A 14,774-nucleotide genomic window follows, 5' to 3' on the forward strand; every position below is an offset into this window, starting at 1 on the left:
GCTCGCCATGACGGTCGCTGCCTTACACGAGTATCTGGAACAGAGCGCGAGGCGGTATCCCCAGACGTGCGCCGCTGTCGAGGCGAGCTCTGGGCGGCAGATCACCTACGGCGAGCTCGACGCGCTGTCGGACCAAGTCCGCGACCATTTGCGTCGGATCGGCGTCCGGCCGGGGGACCGCGTCGGCATTTGCCTTCCAAAATCCATCGCCTCGCTCGCTGTTCTGTTCGGCATCTTAAAGGTGGGCGCGGCCTATGTGCCCGTCGACTCTCTGGCACCGCCTGCGCGTAACGCGTTCATATTTAACGACTGCGGCGTGCGCGCGATTTTCGTGGAGTCGTCCAGAGCCGAAACTTTGCGCTATGAGTTAGCGCGTTTGGCTGCGGAACCTCGGCTCTTGCCGCTCGACTGGTCCGACGGTCCCTCGCCGCTCGCGACGTACCTGGCTCGCGTAGAGGCCGGCGGCTTGGCGGTGGAGGACGAATCGGCGCGGCCGGAGCCGGACAACCTCGCTTACGTGCTTTACACTTCGGGCTCGACCGGCCAGCCGAAGGGCGTGATGCTGACGCATCGTAATGGCTCGAGCTACGTGGACTGGTGTTCCGATATCCTCGCCCCTGACGAGAACGACCGCTTCTCCTCCCATGCGCCTTTACATTTCGACCTGTCTATTCTCGACATCTTCGTACCGCTGAAGCACGGCGCGACCGTATTCCTCATCGGTGAGGAGCTCGGCAAGAATCCGACCCGGATGGCGTCGGTTATCGCCGAGCGGCGGTTGACCGTCTGGTATTCCACGCCCTCCGTACTCACGCTTCTGGTCGAGCACGGCAGCCTTGATGCTCGCGACGACCACGCTCTTCGGTTCATTCTATTTGCCGGCGAGGTTTTTCCGGTCAAGCATCTGCGCAGGCTAAAGGCTGTGGTCCCACGCGCACGTTACCTGAATCTCTATGGCCCAACCGAAACCAACGTCTGTACCTACTACGAAATCCCGCAGACGATCGCCGAAGACCGCTCGGCGCCGTTTCCGATCGGGCGCGCCTGCTCGCATGTTAAGGCACGCGTGATCGATGCGAATGGTCGCAACGTGCCGCGAGGCCAGGAAGGCGAGCTCGCAATCAGCGGTGCTCCCGTGATGCTGGGCTATTGGAACATGCCTGAGCGAACAAGCGCCGCTTTTCATGTCGATTCAAGCGGTCGCTGGTACCGTACCGGCGATGTAGTGATCGAAGGCGATGGCGGAGTCTACACCTTCCGCGGTCGACGCGACCGGATGGTGAAGAGACGGGGATATCGGATCGAACTCGGCGAGATCGAGACGGCGCTCTATCGCCATCCAGCGATCTCCGAGGTGGCGGCGATCGCTCGCTCGGAGGAGTCGGGCGTCTCCATAAAGGTGTTCTATGCCTCGCGCGACGGCCATGCGCTGTCGCTCATCGAGCTGAAGCGGTTCTGCGCCCACAACTTGCCGGCCTACATGGCCCCGGACTGGTTCTCGCATCAGCAGTTACTTCCCAAGACATCGACAGATAAAATCGACTACCAGCATCTGATGAGGATGGAGTAGTGGATTTCGCGCTGAACGAGGAGCAGCGTATCCTGCGTGGCCAGATCCTTCGCTTCGCGCAAGATAAGCTCAATAAAGATGTCAGGCAGCGCGACCGAGACCAAGTATTCCAGCGCGAGTTGTGGGGGGCTTGCGCGCAGATGGGCCTGACCGGCCTGCCAGTCCCCCAGGCCTACGGGGGAGCCGGTCTCGATTCCCTGTCCACGGCCATTGCAATCGATGCGCTTGGCTACGGCTGCGAGGATTCCGGCTTGGTCTTCTCGATCTGCGCCCACCTTCTGGCCTGCGTGGTGCCGATTTGGAAGTTCGGCACTGAAGAGCAGAAGAATCGATATCTTCCGGGGCTCTGTGATGGCACCTTGATCGCAGCCAATGCGATGAGCGAACCGGAGTCGGGCTCCGATGCATTTGCGATGCAAACCCGGGCGGAGCCTCATGGCGACGGCTTTCTAATCAACGGCACGAAGACCTTCGTGAGCAACGGGCCGGTGGCAGATGTTGCCGTCGTCTTTGCTGTCACTGACCGCGCCAAGGGGTATTTCGGCGGCATCACGAGCTTCCTCGTGGACCGCGCGCTGCCCGGCTATCGGGTCGCGCAAAAGTTCGAAAAAATGGGACTGCGGACGTCTCCGATCGGGGAGCTTGTCTTCGAGGACGTATTTGTTTCGAAGGACGCTGTTCTCGGTGGAGTGGGCGGCGGCTCCAGGCTGTTCGCTCATAGCATGGACTGGGAGCGGGCGTGCCTATTCGCCAGTCATATAGGCACCATGGAGCGGCTTCTGGAAAAGGCAGTGGCCTATACGCGCACCCGACGTCAGTCCGGCCAGGCCATCTCCAAGCACCAGGCGGTCGCCCATAAGATTGCCGACATGAAGATGCAGGTGGAGGCGGCCCGACTGCTCGTCTATAAGGCGGCGTGGGGCCTTGAGCGCTCCCAGTCCGTTTCCCTCGACGCCGCTGTTTCAAAGCTCTTTGTGAGCGAATCGCTAGTTCGCACCACGCTCGATGTCGTCCAGGTCTTCGGCGGCTATGGTTTCTTGAGCGAATTCGACGTCGAACGTGCCGTGCGTGATGCCATCGGCAGCAAACTCTATTCCGGAACTTCGGAGATACAGCGCAACATTATTGCTGGCTGGCTGGGGCTTTGATGACGGCTGTGGTCAGAACCTGTCCGGGTGAAGGGCGGCGTGAGCTGTCGCTGGGCCTGCCCTCAGTTCGCGAAAGAGGGTGCTCGATTTTGGTGAGGCAACCGGAGAGTGGTACTATCACAACTCACGGAGCCACCACTGCGGAGGGCGCTTTTGTCGTTCGACTTGGGTGCGTCTGCCCAGGCTCGTGGTCTCCGAACTTGCGGCTCAGAGGCGAAGAACTAGACTAGCCGCGACGCGTGAAAGATAGGCTTTGTGGATGCGGCTTCTCTATATACATTCTGCGCACGTCCCGGCGCCGGCCGCCAATGCGGTACAAGTCGCAAAGATGTGCCATGCATTTCGGGTTGCCGGAGCGGAGGTCCTACTAGCGCTTCCACGCGCCTCCATGAATACACGGGATCATTATGAAAAGATCGCGCGCGAATACGGATTCGGTACCGAGTTCCCATTCCGCGTTCTCCCTGTACCCTTTTGGCCTGTGCCCGGCCGGGAGCTTTTTTTTGCTGTGTTGGCGCTGCTTGCTGCGGTCTGGCTGCGGCCGCATGTCGTCTTTACACGCTCGGCTACTGTAGCGCTTGTTTCTGCCGGACTTTTCGGGTTCACGACCGTTTTTGAGCTTCACGACCCGATTGGCAGTTTGAGCAGACGTCAGCGTCAGCGCCTTGCCAAAGTGATAGGCCTAAAGGCATTCCGTATGCTGGTCGTCACGTCGCAACGCCTGCGAGACGACAGCATCCGCCTCTTTCCTCAACATGCGGGAAAATTTCTCATCGCGCCCAATGGCGCGGATCCTGTTCCGCCGAATGTCGAGCCATGCAACCTCAGCGGCACGTTCAAGGTTGGTTATGTCGGACATCTGTATAAGGGAAAAGGCATGGAGATAATAAGCGATATTGCGCCTCGATGCGGCTGGGCGACATTTCACATCGTCGGGGGAACACCGGGCGATATAGAGTATTGGACATCGAAGCTGGCCAAATGCCCGAACACAGTGTTTCATGGCTACGTTCCTCACGCCGCGACATGTGCCTACTTGGCCGATATGGACGTTGTACTCGCGCCCTACCTTAGAAATGTAGAGGGCCAGGGCGGCGGTCGAAATATCGCTGAGGGAATGTCGCCGCTCAAGCTCTTTGAATACATGGCGCATGGCAAACCCATAGTGTCCTCCGACCTGTCAGTTATCCGAGAAGTTTTGAGGGATAGCGTCAACAGCGTTCTGGTGTCGCCAGACAACCCGTCCGACTGGGTCAAAGCTCTTCATCGCCTGCGCAAAAACAAGGTGTTTCGGGATCAGATTGGTCTGCAGGCGAAGATAGACTTTCTGGCCAAGCATAGCCGCACCACACGCGCAAAGAACATCTTGAAGGAAGTCGAGAACCGGATGCCGTCGAGCGGAAGCTCATAGGCTGCATGGTTCAAGGCGGCTGCGCCATCCCATGATCGGGAAGCCCTCGGCGAATCGCGATCTCAGATATGACTCTAGGAAACCGGAGCTCGCACTCCATCGGCCCTGCCGAGTCGCGAGCTCCAATCCGGCAAGCGCATGAGCCCGCCAAAGGCACTGAGCAGTAGGACAATGTTGAAGTGCCGCACCACCGCATGGATGACGACCATGGGCATGAGCATGGCGAGGCAGAACACCACGAAGGAGAAGCTGCGCCACCGTCCCCATTCCCGCATGGCGGCTACAGCAAACCCGAGGAGGCCAGCTAGTTCCAGAAGACCGTAAAACACCTGATCTGCCGCAGGTGAGATCAAGCAACCGTAGCGGCGATCGCCCACGTGGAGGTCATCGACCAAGCACCCATACCCACTCACGAGCGTCCAGAAACGCAGAGCCATACGCCGCAGGGCGCTAACCGGATCGCTCCGGATCTCGTCTAGGGCGATGGCCTTGAAGATGCGCCGCTTGTTCTCATCGTGCAGCCATCGCTCGTAACTCCTCTGTGGAAGAAGACGTGGCTTTGGGAATGCAACCTTGTCGCCCGCGGCGTAGCGGCGCTCCACCTCTTCGAAGAGGCGGTCCTTCGCGGCTGATTGCGGATGGGTTCGCAGGAACGGGTGGTTGTTGATCGCCAGGTTCTCCTCGGCGCTCGTCGCGAAGAGGACGAAGCCGTTGTGAATCAAATTCTGTGCCACAATATAGGGTCCGCCTATTGCGAGGAAGCCGATCAAGAACATCGCGCGGGCGCGTCGGCACAGGCAGGCGAGCACCGACAGGTAAAGCGCGGCGAAGAGGAAAACCGCGTGGGTCAGGCAGATGAGCGCTGCGAGGATTCCGGCCGTCCCGTAAGCGCCCCGCCAGCGGGCGTCCCCTTCATCGGCCGAGAACAGACCCTTGCGCATTATCAGGAAAATCAGGGCGGCGATGAGCAGGATGGCAAGGTTCTCGGGCCGAATCTGGAAGTAGTTTCGGGTACCGACCACGAACAGGACGGCGAGGATCACGCTCGCGGCCCGGAGACGCGCATCCGTGATGGCGGCCGTAAGGAGCGCTAACCCGGCATAGACCATCGCCATGTTGAACACGCGCAACGCGGCGAGATCGGCTCCGGTCAGGCGCTGCACGAACCCTATGGTCATGGGGTAGAGCGGCGGCCAAGTCCCGTTGACGTAAAAAGTCGCGATGGTCTTGAAGGAACTGTCACCCCCGAGCATGCGCGAGAACAGAAGGGCGCGGCGATAGTGCTTGGCCTCGTCCACGTCCCCGTAGGTTTGTTGATTCCACAGGACGTCATTGCCGCTCAACATCCAGAGATTGAGCAGGAACAGGAGACCGAGTAACACCAGGTAGAGGTTGCGGGTGAGCCACCGGTCGTGATGAGAATTGAGTTGGTCCATCGTTCGGCTCCCGAAACACCGCCGGCCCGGTCCAGTCAGATCTTCATCCGCATGAAGATCGGCTCCGGCAAGAGGCGGATGATGAGCATGATGAGACGCCAGCCCCCGAGGATGTAGCTCACGGTGCGCCTCGTGAGCTGCGCCTCCACGATAGCCCTGGCAACTTGATCCGGGCTGGCCGTTAGGGCCTTGAAGAGCTTCAGGCCGCGTGTCATGCGGGTTGCGACGAAGCCGGGCTTCACGGTCATCACGTGCACGCTGCGCCCGGCGAGGCGGTTGCGCAAGGCGGACAGAAAAGCCGTGAAACCCGCCTTGGCGGAGCCGTAGACATAGTTCGTCGCCCGGCCCCGATCGCCGGCCACCGAGCTGATGCCGATGATCGTTCCCGCGCCTCGCTCGGCCATACGGTTCGCCAGAGCCGAGAGGACTAGCGCCGGAGCGACATAATTGGTCTTCATGATCATTCGCGTGGCCTCGGGATCGGCCTCGGCCGCCTTCTGGTCGCCCGGTAGGCCGACCACCGAAACCACCGTGCCGGGTACCTCGTCGAGCCCCACCAGAAACGCCTCGCGCTCGGCGCGGTCGAGGACGTCGAGTTCGACCGCCCGGGCCGTGGCCCCGTGCCGATGCCGGAGGTCGCGTCTTCAGCCATTGGTGCGGCCGCAGGGCCCACACGTAATCGCGCCAGCGCGATCCGCCCTCGTCCAGCGACACGGCGAACGGCATCGTGCCGCGCAATTGCCGTAGCAGCCGCGGGGTGCCGCCGGCCACCAGGGCCTCGCCGCAGCGCTCCAGACGTACAGATCCACCCGGCCCCCGCCGCAAGAAGTATTGTCTCTACGAGAAGGAAATCAGCGGTTGCGAGAAGCACGCAAACTGTTCCCCAAGGCAGCCGTAGCGGTTCTACGCTCCGCTTCCAGACCGCACGCGATACCTCGATGGGTGCATGCCGCATGGAGACGAACCCGATCCTGTTGCGCCCCTTCTCCATCTTGGGTGAAGGAACACGCCATAAGGAGGGGTTATCCCAACGGCTTCCAGTCGGCCCGATTTGATTTAAGCCGCTCAGAGGCGTGTCGCTGTTACCCCGGGCACAGCGGGGCGGACTATTTTATGTACCCTTATGTTCTGATAGTTCTGCCTTAGCGCGTTTGCGCGAGATCGGCACACCCAAGATAGCATTTGAGCGGAGCCGTAGTTGTACTCCGGGGTCGGGGAAACGATTGATTGGGATCGTCGAGTGTGCCGGCGTGCAAAGCGGTCTCCGCTCCGCGGGAGTCGAGGATCGCGGGATGCGGGCCTAGCCACGGTATTGCGTAGACGGCCGGCGCGGTGTTTCGCCCCTCGGGTTTGAGGATGATCCGAGCGTCCTCGATTCCGAGCGCGCGCAGGTGCTTGAAGCGATGCTCCTCGTTGCAGACCACGAGCGGCGCGTTGAAACGAGTTGGGTGGTCGAGCGCCCGTTGCGCGGTCTGGGCCGTTTCCGACGAGCGGAAGAAGCTGCTTGGGATAGGCCTCCCGAGATAGAGGCCAGAGACGGGACCCGGTTCCGCCGGAGAGAGGAGGACAGGGGTGATCCGCAGGCCCTTGGTCATCGTTTGTCCTTGCGGCCGCTCGCCGCTCCCCGTTACGGCCGCAGGGGTTCCCTGGGGAACCGCGGCCGCGCCGTTTGCGCCTATCGCCACCGGCTTCTCTCGCGCCGCCTCGGCCGGTGCCGTTATGCCTCGATTATCTAAAGCGCCCTACCGGCTGTAGTAAGCAAGAGCGCGTTCGACGCCGCTTTGAAAAGTGATCTTATACTGGAAGCCGAGCCGCTTCTGTTTGGCGGTGTCGCCGCCGCGGGCATGAACGCCGGCGGGCTTGTTAGACATGCCCTTGATCTCTGGATAATATCCCATGATCTGAGCGGCCAAGCGTGCGAAGTCGATGAAGCTAGTGAGAAGGCCAGTTGATAAATTGACTGCATCCCCATTGTCAATCTGATCTACACACGCGAAAACGCCGTCCACGCAGTCATCGATATGGATAAAGTCGCGCATCTGGGTGCCCGTGCCCCAAACATACAGCACATTGGCGCCCTTGTTTGCGAGCGCTCGTTTGCAGATGCTCGGAAACGGATAGGCGTCATCCTGATCTTCGCCGTAACCCGAAAACGGACGATAGCAGATCGAGTTGAGACCGTATTTCTCCCAAGCAAGCCGGGCCAGATATTCGCACGTTAGCTTCGCCCATCCGTAGCTCGTATCCGGCATACCGATGTCATCGTCAAACTTAATCATGTCCTCAGAAAGCAACACGTAGTGATCCGGCCGTTGCAATTTCACAGGATAGGCGGCGCTGGAGCTGAAACAAACCGTTTTTTTGGGCTGAGCGATCTTGGCCCACTGCCAATAGGCGGAATCGATTGAAAGGTCATCCGCCACAGCAAGGGGATTGTTCTCAATCATAAGCCGCCCGCCCACCATGGCTGCGAGATGAAATGCGTAGTCGAAATCGTCGTGCTGCACCCGTTCGAACCACGCGCGACAATCCTCCTTGTAGAAACGGAAGTTTCGGTAATCGCGTGGATCAAAAAGCGGCCAACCGTCGCCTGGGTGGATACCGCCGGTGTACTCCGCTATGCAATCGACCGCATGGACTTCGTGTCCCACATCGAGCAATCGCCTGACCATGTGCCTTCCCACAAAACCGGCCGCACCGGTCACAAGGACTTTACCCATGATTAAAGTGCCTCCGGTACAGTTGAAATGCCCAGGCTGACCGACCGGGCAGATAGGCGAGAATGGACGCCGGATCACGCGCCAGGTCGTTGACGATCTTCAGATTGTTTTCATAACCTAGGTATTCTTGGCGCATATCGCTAAGCAGGTCGTGTTCATTACGCTGCTGGTATACTGATGCCTTGCCATAGATGACACGACAACCTTTGGCCTGCACGTAGAAGGACGCCCAGATATCATCCATTCGACCTACGTGAGGAAACAGGAAGTAATCCTTAAGGTATGCTCCGCTAAGGAACGTGTTTTGAGAGTTGAAGGGCGACATCTTGTTGGCGGCCATCGGTAGTCGTTCTGGATCGAAAGTGCATTCTGGGGCATGCTCCATGCGGCAAATCGCGTCAATATCGGGATCGCCGTTCCAAAGATCAGCCTGCACGTTGACGATCACTTTTCGGCGACTTTTCTGGTTGTAGTTACGCTTCGAAAGAAGCGGCAGTGGATAGCCGCGGTGCCAAAGTTGTCCGTGATTCGTAGCGCCAAGGGGATCGAACGCGGGCAAATCTGTCTCATAGTAGTCTACTTCGACTTCCTTGCCGACCATCAGGTCGTCGCCCCAACCGGGCAAGGGAATATTGTCGTCATCGACCAACGCTACGACGTCAGCGCCGAGGTCTTTGGCCCAAAGCAATCCGAAGCTGCGCCTTTGAATGCAGTTCCAACCGATGGCGTCAGAGAGAGCTCGGTCGTATTTTTCCTGATCTTCGGGCGACACGTAGATCCCGCGATCAAGGTGATACTTGGGGGTCTTCTTGTCACCGATCACAACAAGGTCCCAATCCCTCATGGCCTGAAAGCCTTCGATAGCCTTCGTGGGCGGGTTGATCGTCGTCGTGACAATGACTTTTTTCATGGGAGTCTCGTGAGCCGTTCGGCAAGATTGCGAGTGGCGGCAATTGTGTTACCCGAGAATGTCAACTCCGGGTTTGAGCAACGAACATCTCGAGGCCCAGCGCGCTTTCATTCCGACCCGGAAATACTCAAAGTTACGGAAAAAGGTGTTCTGCGAAGCGCCTTCCGTTCGTGCCGTCCAAGTAGCAGGAATCTCGATCACAGGCACGCCTAGCCGTAGGGGTTTGACGAGGGCCTCAAACAGGAACGGGTGCCGGAGTTCCTCCCACCGGATCGCTTGGACTAAGCGTGTGGGGTAGATGCGGTAGGCATAGGTCATGTCCGAAAGCGATGTTCCATACAAGAGGGAGAAAAGGCGCTGAAATATCCAGTTGCACGCCAGCTTAATTGTCGAGTAGCCCTGAAATGATCCGCCGTCGCACCAACGCGATGCCGTGATGATCGCCGATGGGTGCATTTCCGCCTCGGAAATCAGCGTCCGAACGAGATTCGGATCTGTCTCGAGGTCGCTAGCCATAAGGATCACATGGCTGCCGCGTGCCAAATCGAAAGCCTCGCGCATCGCGCCGCCGAGAAAAGGCAGCTTCTGCTGATGCACCACCACGAGATCGCCGCAGTCGCAACGGATCTGTTCCACGACCGCCATCGACTCTTGCGTTGTCCGATCGGCCACCGCGATTATTATTTGCTCTAATTGATCCTTGACGTCGCGCAGGATGATCTCGACTGTCTGCACCAGCGAGGTCGTTTCGTTGATGACAGGCAGAATGACAGTGGCGGATTCAAAACGGTCGACAAGTATAATCATAGTGATTCCCGAGTGACATCAGCACGTTTCTCTTCGCAAAAAGCCAACCAGACCATCATAAAACTGACGCCAATGAGACTGCCAAGCCACAGGGTGCACACTCGGAACACCACTACTGGCACTGCGGCAACGGCCACGGGCATACCAAGCTGAGTGAGCAACAAGACCATCACAACTTCCGTGCTGCCGAGGCCTCCAGGCAACCCCGAAAGAGCTCCGGCCAACGTGGCGAAGCCGAACACGCACAACGAGGTTAGCACTGAAGCCTCAATGCCAAATTCACGGATGATTATGTGAAGGGCTAAGCCTTCACACGCCCAAGCGACAATCGCTATCGTTATCCCGACGAGAAAGGGCAACGGCTGAAGCAGCTCGTGTGCGACGTCGAACAAGAGGAGGATGCGGCTAACAATGCCGCGAAGTCCCGGGATCGTCCCAATCCTCCCAAGAATCGCGCCATAGATCGATCGGACGCCCACAACGACCATCATAGCGGCAACGAGTAGCGTGGCTATGACAAGGAAAAAAAATCCGTCGGCTAGAAGGGCAAGACCGCCTGCGGTTAGGAGTAGGATGGCCAGCACGTCACCAAGCCGTTCGACCATGAGTACTCCCAAACCTTCCGTCAATGAGATCCCGTAGCGAGTGCGTAGAAGCACCGATTTGACAACCTCGCCAACCTTGCCCGGTGTTGCCGTGAAGGCGAAGCCTGCCAAGAATGCGACAACGTTGAGGTGCACGGGGACGGGCCAATTCAATTTCTGCGTGAAATAATGCCAACGGCACGCGCGCAGACCCAATCCCAGAAAGACTAAGCTGATGGCCATAGGAAGCGTCGAAAGAGACATTTGTTGGATTGCGCCACGAAAATCCGCCCACCCGGCCCAAACCGCGGCACCGAGGTATAGACACATGATGGTCGCCATGGCGAATAGCGCTTGGCCGATCGGTCGGCTCCACGAAACTGCTCGCGCGCCATTCGCTGAAGCAAGATCGGTCGCCTTCTTCGGCTGCAAGCCAATCGGCCAATCACAGTCTTCGCGCTTTAACTGACGCAGTGGACCATAGTTCTGCATGAACCATCAACCCGTTGCTGAGCGGTATCAATTATGTCAACTTCACCAAACTATCCGTACAATCAGTTGGACGGCAGAGTACATATATCAATTCAGCTTCTTGAAAAGCTGCGATACATCAATAAGCGTTGCGATCCGCAAATATCAGTAAAGCAGTTTTCCAAATTATCTTAATGTCGAGAAGCATGCTCCAGGATTGTATATACCAGAGGTCATGCTCAATGCGTTTTTCCATCCTCCAGAGTTCCTTCGTTTCCCCTCGAAAGCCATTGATCTGAGCCCACCCTGTTAGACCGGGTTTTACATGATGGCGATAAGCATAGCTCGCAATGGTCAAAGTATAGGTGTCGTCATGAGCGACGGCGTGAGGTCGGGGCCCAACCAGGGACATCTCCCCCCGAAGCACGTTGAATAATTGCGGCAGCTCGTCGATGTTTGACCGGCGCAATATTCGGCCAAGTCGGGTAACCCGCGCATCATTACGCTGAGCCTGGAGAATTTGTGTACCGTTCTCCTGCACCGTCATCGATCGGAATTTGTAAATATTGAACGGCTTACCACCAAAACCTCGTCGCATCTGCCGGAACAGCACAGGGCGACCGTTCTCGAGCGCTATGGCACATGCGACCAAGGCCATCAACGGACACAGGAACAGCAGTAGCAGGGATGCAACAGCAACATCGAACAGCCGCTTGAGCAGGCGTTCGGCAGGCCTCAACGGCACACGCTGGACTTCGAAGGCTCGCTGCCAGCCGGTGTGCAGCGGGCTTCCAGCCAGAATTCTATCTATGTAGGCGTCGGCGAAAAGATAGATCGGCAGCGGGAGGCGGGACATTTCCTCCAGGATGCGTTCGATCAACTTCCGCTGGTCCCAAGAGCAAAAGAGATAAACTGCCCCATACGAGCCATTACGGAACGCAGCTTGTGCAGCTGCGACGGCGGCATGCACCGATCGTGCTGCGATCGTGCCGTCATCGTTCTCAATGTTCGAAACACCACAAACCGCGATGCCTTGTTGCCCAAGCTTGTTGATTATCCCCTGTTCCTTCCCAGGAACGCCGGAGTAAAACAGATAAACTGTGCGCAACACGAGTTTCTCAGCCGCCAGAAGCCGTTTCAGCCCACGCGCTAGAACCGCGTGGCCAGGCAGCAGGATTGGGAATCCGACCGCAAACGCCAGCGTCAAGGAGCCGCGCGAGAACGTCGACGTCGTCTTCGTGAGAAAGGCGAGCCAGAGAATTGAAAAGAAAACAAACAGCCAGCCGCTGAAGAGTGTTTTGATCCTGCAGTGATCGTCCAGGATGCCACTAACCGTGTAGGCGCCCCTGGCGGTCATGAATGCGACCAGCAACAGACCGGCGGTAACACTTATGCAGATCGAATCCCAGATATCTGGCGGCCTCACGCCGAAGGCCCGATGGTAGAGCTCAATTGACGCAAGAAATATTGTCTGTCCAAGGAGGAAATCAGCAGTTGCGAGAAACATGCAAACTGCTCCCACGGGGAGCCGTAGCGGCTCTACGCTCCGCTTCCAGAGCGCACGCGACGCCTCGGTTGGTGCATGCCGCATGAGACGACCCCCCGAATCCTGTTGCATCCCTTCCTTGGGTCATGGCACACGCCATCCCATAAGGAGGGGGTTATCCCAACGGCTTTCAGTCGGTTAGATTTGATTTAAATGTCTCAGAGACATGCCGCTGTTACCCCGGGCACAGACGAGTCGCTATTTTATCGTATCCTAATGTGTTAATATTTTCTGCCTTGACGCGTTTGCGCGAGAACGGACTGGAGGTCGGACTCGTTCAAAGAGGTGGTCAAGGCAAATGCTTTAGGGGGGCGGGGCGCATAGCCTATCAGGGAGAGGGAGCCATGACAGAGAATGGCGCTGAGGTTCGGGTCAAACAACTGAACAACATACGCTTATTTCGGCAATTTGGGCAAGATACTCTTAGCGAAATGGCGAAAGCAGCCATCTTACGGAGAGTTCCAAAGAATAAAGTCTTAACTCGCCTTGGAGACATACCGCGTTATATTTACTACATAATCCACGGAAAAGTTCGTCTTAGTGTTCCCCTCTCAGATGGACGAGAATTCATCTATTCCGATCTCGGTCCCGGTGACACTTTCGACTTGACTAGATTGTTCATCGCGCGACACAGTAACATGAACGCTGCATCAGTTGTGGACAGCGACTTGCTCCAAATCGAAGCAGCTTTCATGGCTAGTGTTTTCGACAAGCACCCAGATCTCGCACTGAAGGTGATCCCGTACTTATGCCAAGCAACGCACGACGCGCAAGAGCGAGTGATCCACAGTGCGTCGAATGCCCTATCCATTCGATTAGCGAGCACGCTCTTGCGATTGACTGAGACCCCGCACAGCACGGCTACCGTGAATGGAGCTCTGAGAATCCACATTTCGCAGACCGACCTCGCGGCAATGATCCCGGCGTCTCGAGCGAAAGTGAATCGTTGCCTGAGAGAATGGGAACGGCGGTATCTGACCCAATACGACCACGGCTCGCTGACAATTCTCAATCGCACCGCATTAGAGTCTGTTGCTCTTGGCTACTCGCGTTTGATCGTTCAATGATGCCTTTACCGTGTGCTCGGGCATCTCCACGCCATCCTCCGGGAAGATAATGAACCGGAAGTGGTGCCGGTCGTGCTCGGATCGCTCTGTAGAGTCCTTTACGTCGGCGTCGTAGGTCGCCGCACCGGACACTGCCGGCGAGATGGCAACGCACTCGCGCAGCCCGGAGCATCCCAACGGACCCTCGGCTCCCGGTGGAATTGGAGCACCGCCACACCGGCCGGCGCAACCTCCTGGCCCAGATGCGGCTCGGCAGCTTGCGAAATGAAGCAGCTAAGGGTCGACTGTTTGCCCAAGCGGTCAGCTTGCAGCTGGAACGCGTCGCGAAAAAATTATGGCTCGGCGTCAGGAGCCGCGCCGCCAGCTACCGCGAGCGACCGGTAATCGGCGGCGCTTTTTTGTACCGCCCGAGATTGGACGATGGCACGCACCAGGGCACCGCCTCTTTGCTGCGCGCGGTGCGACTTTGCTGTTGGGGAATCCGGGATTATTATCGGCCGCTCATATACATCACGTCGGTGGAAAAATTGGATCTGCAAGCCTTCAGAGATTTGATTGCGAAATCACAGCCGCCCGCCAGCCTGACCCCGGCCCTGCAGGCGCTGTGGTGGGATGCAAAGGGCGATTGGGATAAGGCACACGAGAGCGCGCAGCTGCGCGACGACGCGGCGGGCATGCGCGTGCATGCCTACCTGCATCGCAAGGAAGGCGATCAATCCAATGCGGAATATTGGTATCGTCGCTGCGATGCCACGCCTTCGACCTTGACTCTTGAAGAGGAATGGCAAGAGTTGGCGCGTGCGTTTTTGGGGCAAAGCTGACGGCTTCCGCCGAAAAGCCTGGCTTTGGCCGCGACCCGTCGTCCTATGGAGGTTGTCCCACGATGCTATCGCCTATCGACGATTCTGGGCTTGCAGGCCTAGGCGAGGGCAGGGGCTGCACTAGCTCCTGACTTTGATCCGCAAGCGGCACCGCGAGCACGGCATCTGCGGCTCGGCCGCCGCAGTGGCGCGAAAAGGATACGTTGATCGCTCGCTGTGCAACCTGAACCTCGCGATGTGAGGAGTTCGCCATATTTCGTACGATTGCGTCGGCGCTGTTCGC

Annotated in this window: 11 protein-coding genes and 2 pseudogenes; 5 read left to right on the forward strand and 8 right to left on the reverse strand. The window is 58.2% G+C overall.

The genetic code is table 11. From position 1 onward, the window contains the following. Positions 1–7 precede the first annotated feature (7 nt). The 3 genes from NMG70_RS03705 to NMG70_RS03715 all read left to right on the forward strand — a co-directional run bounded on the left by NMG70_RS03705 (position 8) and on the right by NMG70_RS03715 (position 4,129). A complete protein-coding gene (locus NMG70_RS03705; RefSeq protein ID WP_254023277.1) occupies positions 8–1,570 on the forward strand; it encodes an amino acid adenylation domain-containing protein in 1,563 nt (520 codons plus the stop codon). After that, the gene (locus NMG70_RS03710; RefSeq protein ID WP_254023278.1) at positions 1,570–2,718 is read left to right on the forward strand and encodes an acyl-CoA dehydrogenase family protein; all 1,149 of its coding nucleotides are present in this window, start codon (positions 1,570–1,572) and stop codon (positions 2,716–2,718) included. The genes NMG70_RS03705 and NMG70_RS03710 overlap by 1 nt, the downstream gene beginning before the upstream one ends. A gap of 259 nt (positions 2,719–2,977) precedes the next feature. Continuing rightward, positions 2,978–4,129 carry a glycosyltransferase gene (locus tag NMG70_RS03715; protein WP_367185489.1) on the forward strand — a complete coding sequence of 384 codons (1,152 nt, stop codon included), beginning with the start codon at positions 2,978–2,980 and terminating at the stop codon, positions 4,127–4,129. A 74-nt stretch (positions 4,130–4,203) separates the two neighbouring features. Here the strand turns inward: NMG70_RS03715 and NMG70_RS03720 are convergent, their stop codons facing one another. The 8 genes and pseudogenes from NMG70_RS03720 to NMG70_RS03755 form a co-directional block, all read right to left on the reverse strand. Then, positions 4,204–5,565: a hypothetical protein gene (locus tag NMG70_RS03720; protein ID WP_254023280.1), complete on the reverse strand. Its 1,362-nt coding sequence runs from the start codon at positions 5,563–5,565 to the stop codon at positions 4,204–4,206. Positions 5,566–5,600: 35 nt separating this feature from the next. After that, positions 5,601–6,179 (reverse strand): annotated as a pseudogene (locus NMG70_RS03725) (SDR family NAD(P)-dependent oxidoreductase); the annotation flags it as partial. Positions 6,180–6,630: 451 nt separating this feature from the next. Next, positions 6,631–7,092: pseudogene (locus NMG70_RS33185) on the reverse strand (hypothetical protein); the annotation flags it as partial. Between the two features lie 215 nt (positions 7,093–7,307). Then, complete coding sequence (locus NMG70_RS03735) at positions 7,308–8,285, reverse strand: NAD-dependent epimerase/dehydratase family protein (RefSeq protein ID WP_254023281.1); 978 nt, start codon at positions 8,283–8,285, stop codon at positions 7,308–7,310. Continuing rightward, on the reverse strand, positions 8,278–9,195 hold the full coding sequence (locus tag NMG70_RS03740) for a hypothetical protein (RefSeq protein ID WP_254023282.1): 918 nt from the start codon (positions 9,193–9,195) through the stop codon (positions 8,278–8,280). The genes NMG70_RS03735 and NMG70_RS03740 overlap by 8 nt, the downstream gene beginning before the upstream one ends. A 48-nt stretch (positions 9,196–9,243) precedes the next feature. After that, the gene (locus NMG70_RS03745) at positions 9,244–10,002 is read right to left on the reverse strand and encodes a glycosyltransferase family 2 protein (protein WP_254023283.1); all 759 of its coding nucleotides are present in this window, start codon (positions 10,000–10,002) and stop codon (positions 9,244–9,246) included. Next, a complete protein-coding gene (locus NMG70_RS03750; RefSeq protein WP_254023284.1) occupies positions 9,999–11,078 on the reverse strand; it encodes a lysylphosphatidylglycerol synthase transmembrane domain-containing protein in 1,080 nt (359 codons plus the stop codon). The genes NMG70_RS03745 and NMG70_RS03750 overlap by 4 nt, the downstream gene beginning before the upstream one ends. A gap of 118 nt (positions 11,079–11,196) precedes the next feature. Then, on the reverse strand, positions 11,197–12,564 hold the full coding sequence (locus NMG70_RS03755) for an exopolysaccharide biosynthesis polyprenyl glycosylphosphotransferase (RefSeq protein WP_254023285.1): 1,368 nt from the start codon (positions 12,562–12,564) through the stop codon (positions 11,197–11,199). Between the two features lie 383 nt (positions 12,565–12,947). Between NMG70_RS03755 and NMG70_RS03760 the strand changes: the two genes are divergently transcribed. Beyond that, positions 12,948–13,670 (forward strand): Crp/Fnr family transcriptional regulator, encoded by a 723-nt coding sequence (locus NMG70_RS03760; protein WP_254023286.1) that lies wholly within the window; start codon positions 12,948–12,950, stop codon positions 13,668–13,670. Positions 13,671–14,188: 518 nt separating this feature from the next. Beyond that, positions 14,189–14,491 (forward strand): hypothetical protein, encoded by a 303-nt coding sequence (locus tag NMG70_RS03765; protein ID WP_254023403.1) that lies wholly within the window; start codon positions 14,189–14,191, stop codon positions 14,489–14,491. Positions 14,492–14,774 lie beyond the last annotated feature (283 nt).

It is taken from the genome of Mesorhizobium ventifaucium, assembly GCF_935822925.1.
Classification (GTDB): domain Bacteria; phylum Pseudomonadota; class Alphaproteobacteria; order Rhizobiales; family Rhizobiaceae; genus Mesorhizobium; species Mesorhizobium ventifaucium.

What these genes read in the sequence shown, in the direction of transcription:
- NMG70_RS03715 (WP_367185489.1), top strand. Translation starts at nt 2,978, where the DNA reads ATGCGGCTTCTCTATATACATTCTGCGCACGTCCCGGCGCCGGCCGCC.
- NMG70_RS03735 (WP_254023281.1), bottom strand. Translation starts at nt 8,285, where the DNA reads ATGGGTAAAGTCCTTGTGACCGGTGCGGCCGGTTTTGTGGGAAGGCAC.
- NMG70_RS03760 (WP_254023286.1), top strand. Translation starts at nt 12,948, where the DNA reads ATGACAGAGAATGGCGCTGAGGTTCGGGTCAAACAACTGAACAACATA.
- NMG70_RS03745 (WP_254023283.1), bottom strand. Translation starts at nt 10,002, where the DNA reads ATGATTATACTTGTCGACCGTTTTGAATCCGCCACTGTCATTCTGCCT.
- NMG70_RS03755 (WP_254023285.1), bottom strand. Translation starts at nt 12,564, where the DNA reads ATGTTTCTCGCAACTGCTGATTTCCTCCTTGGACAGACAATATTTCTT.
- NMG70_RS03720 (WP_254023280.1), bottom strand. Translation starts at nt 5,565, where the DNA reads ATGGACCAACTCAATTCTCATCACGACCGGTGGCTCACCCGCAACCTC.
- NMG70_RS03740 (WP_254023282.1), bottom strand. Translation starts at nt 9,195, where the DNA reads ATGAAAAAAGTCATTGTCACGACGACGATCAACCCGCCCACGAAGGCT.
- NMG70_RS03750 (WP_254023284.1), bottom strand. Translation starts at nt 11,078, where the DNA reads ATGCAGAACTATGGTCCACTGCGTCAGTTAAAGCGCGAAGACTGTGAT.
- NMG70_RS03705 (WP_254023277.1), top strand. Translation starts at nt 8, where the DNA reads ATGACGGTCGCTGCCTTACACGAGTATCTGGAACAGAGCGCGAGGCGG.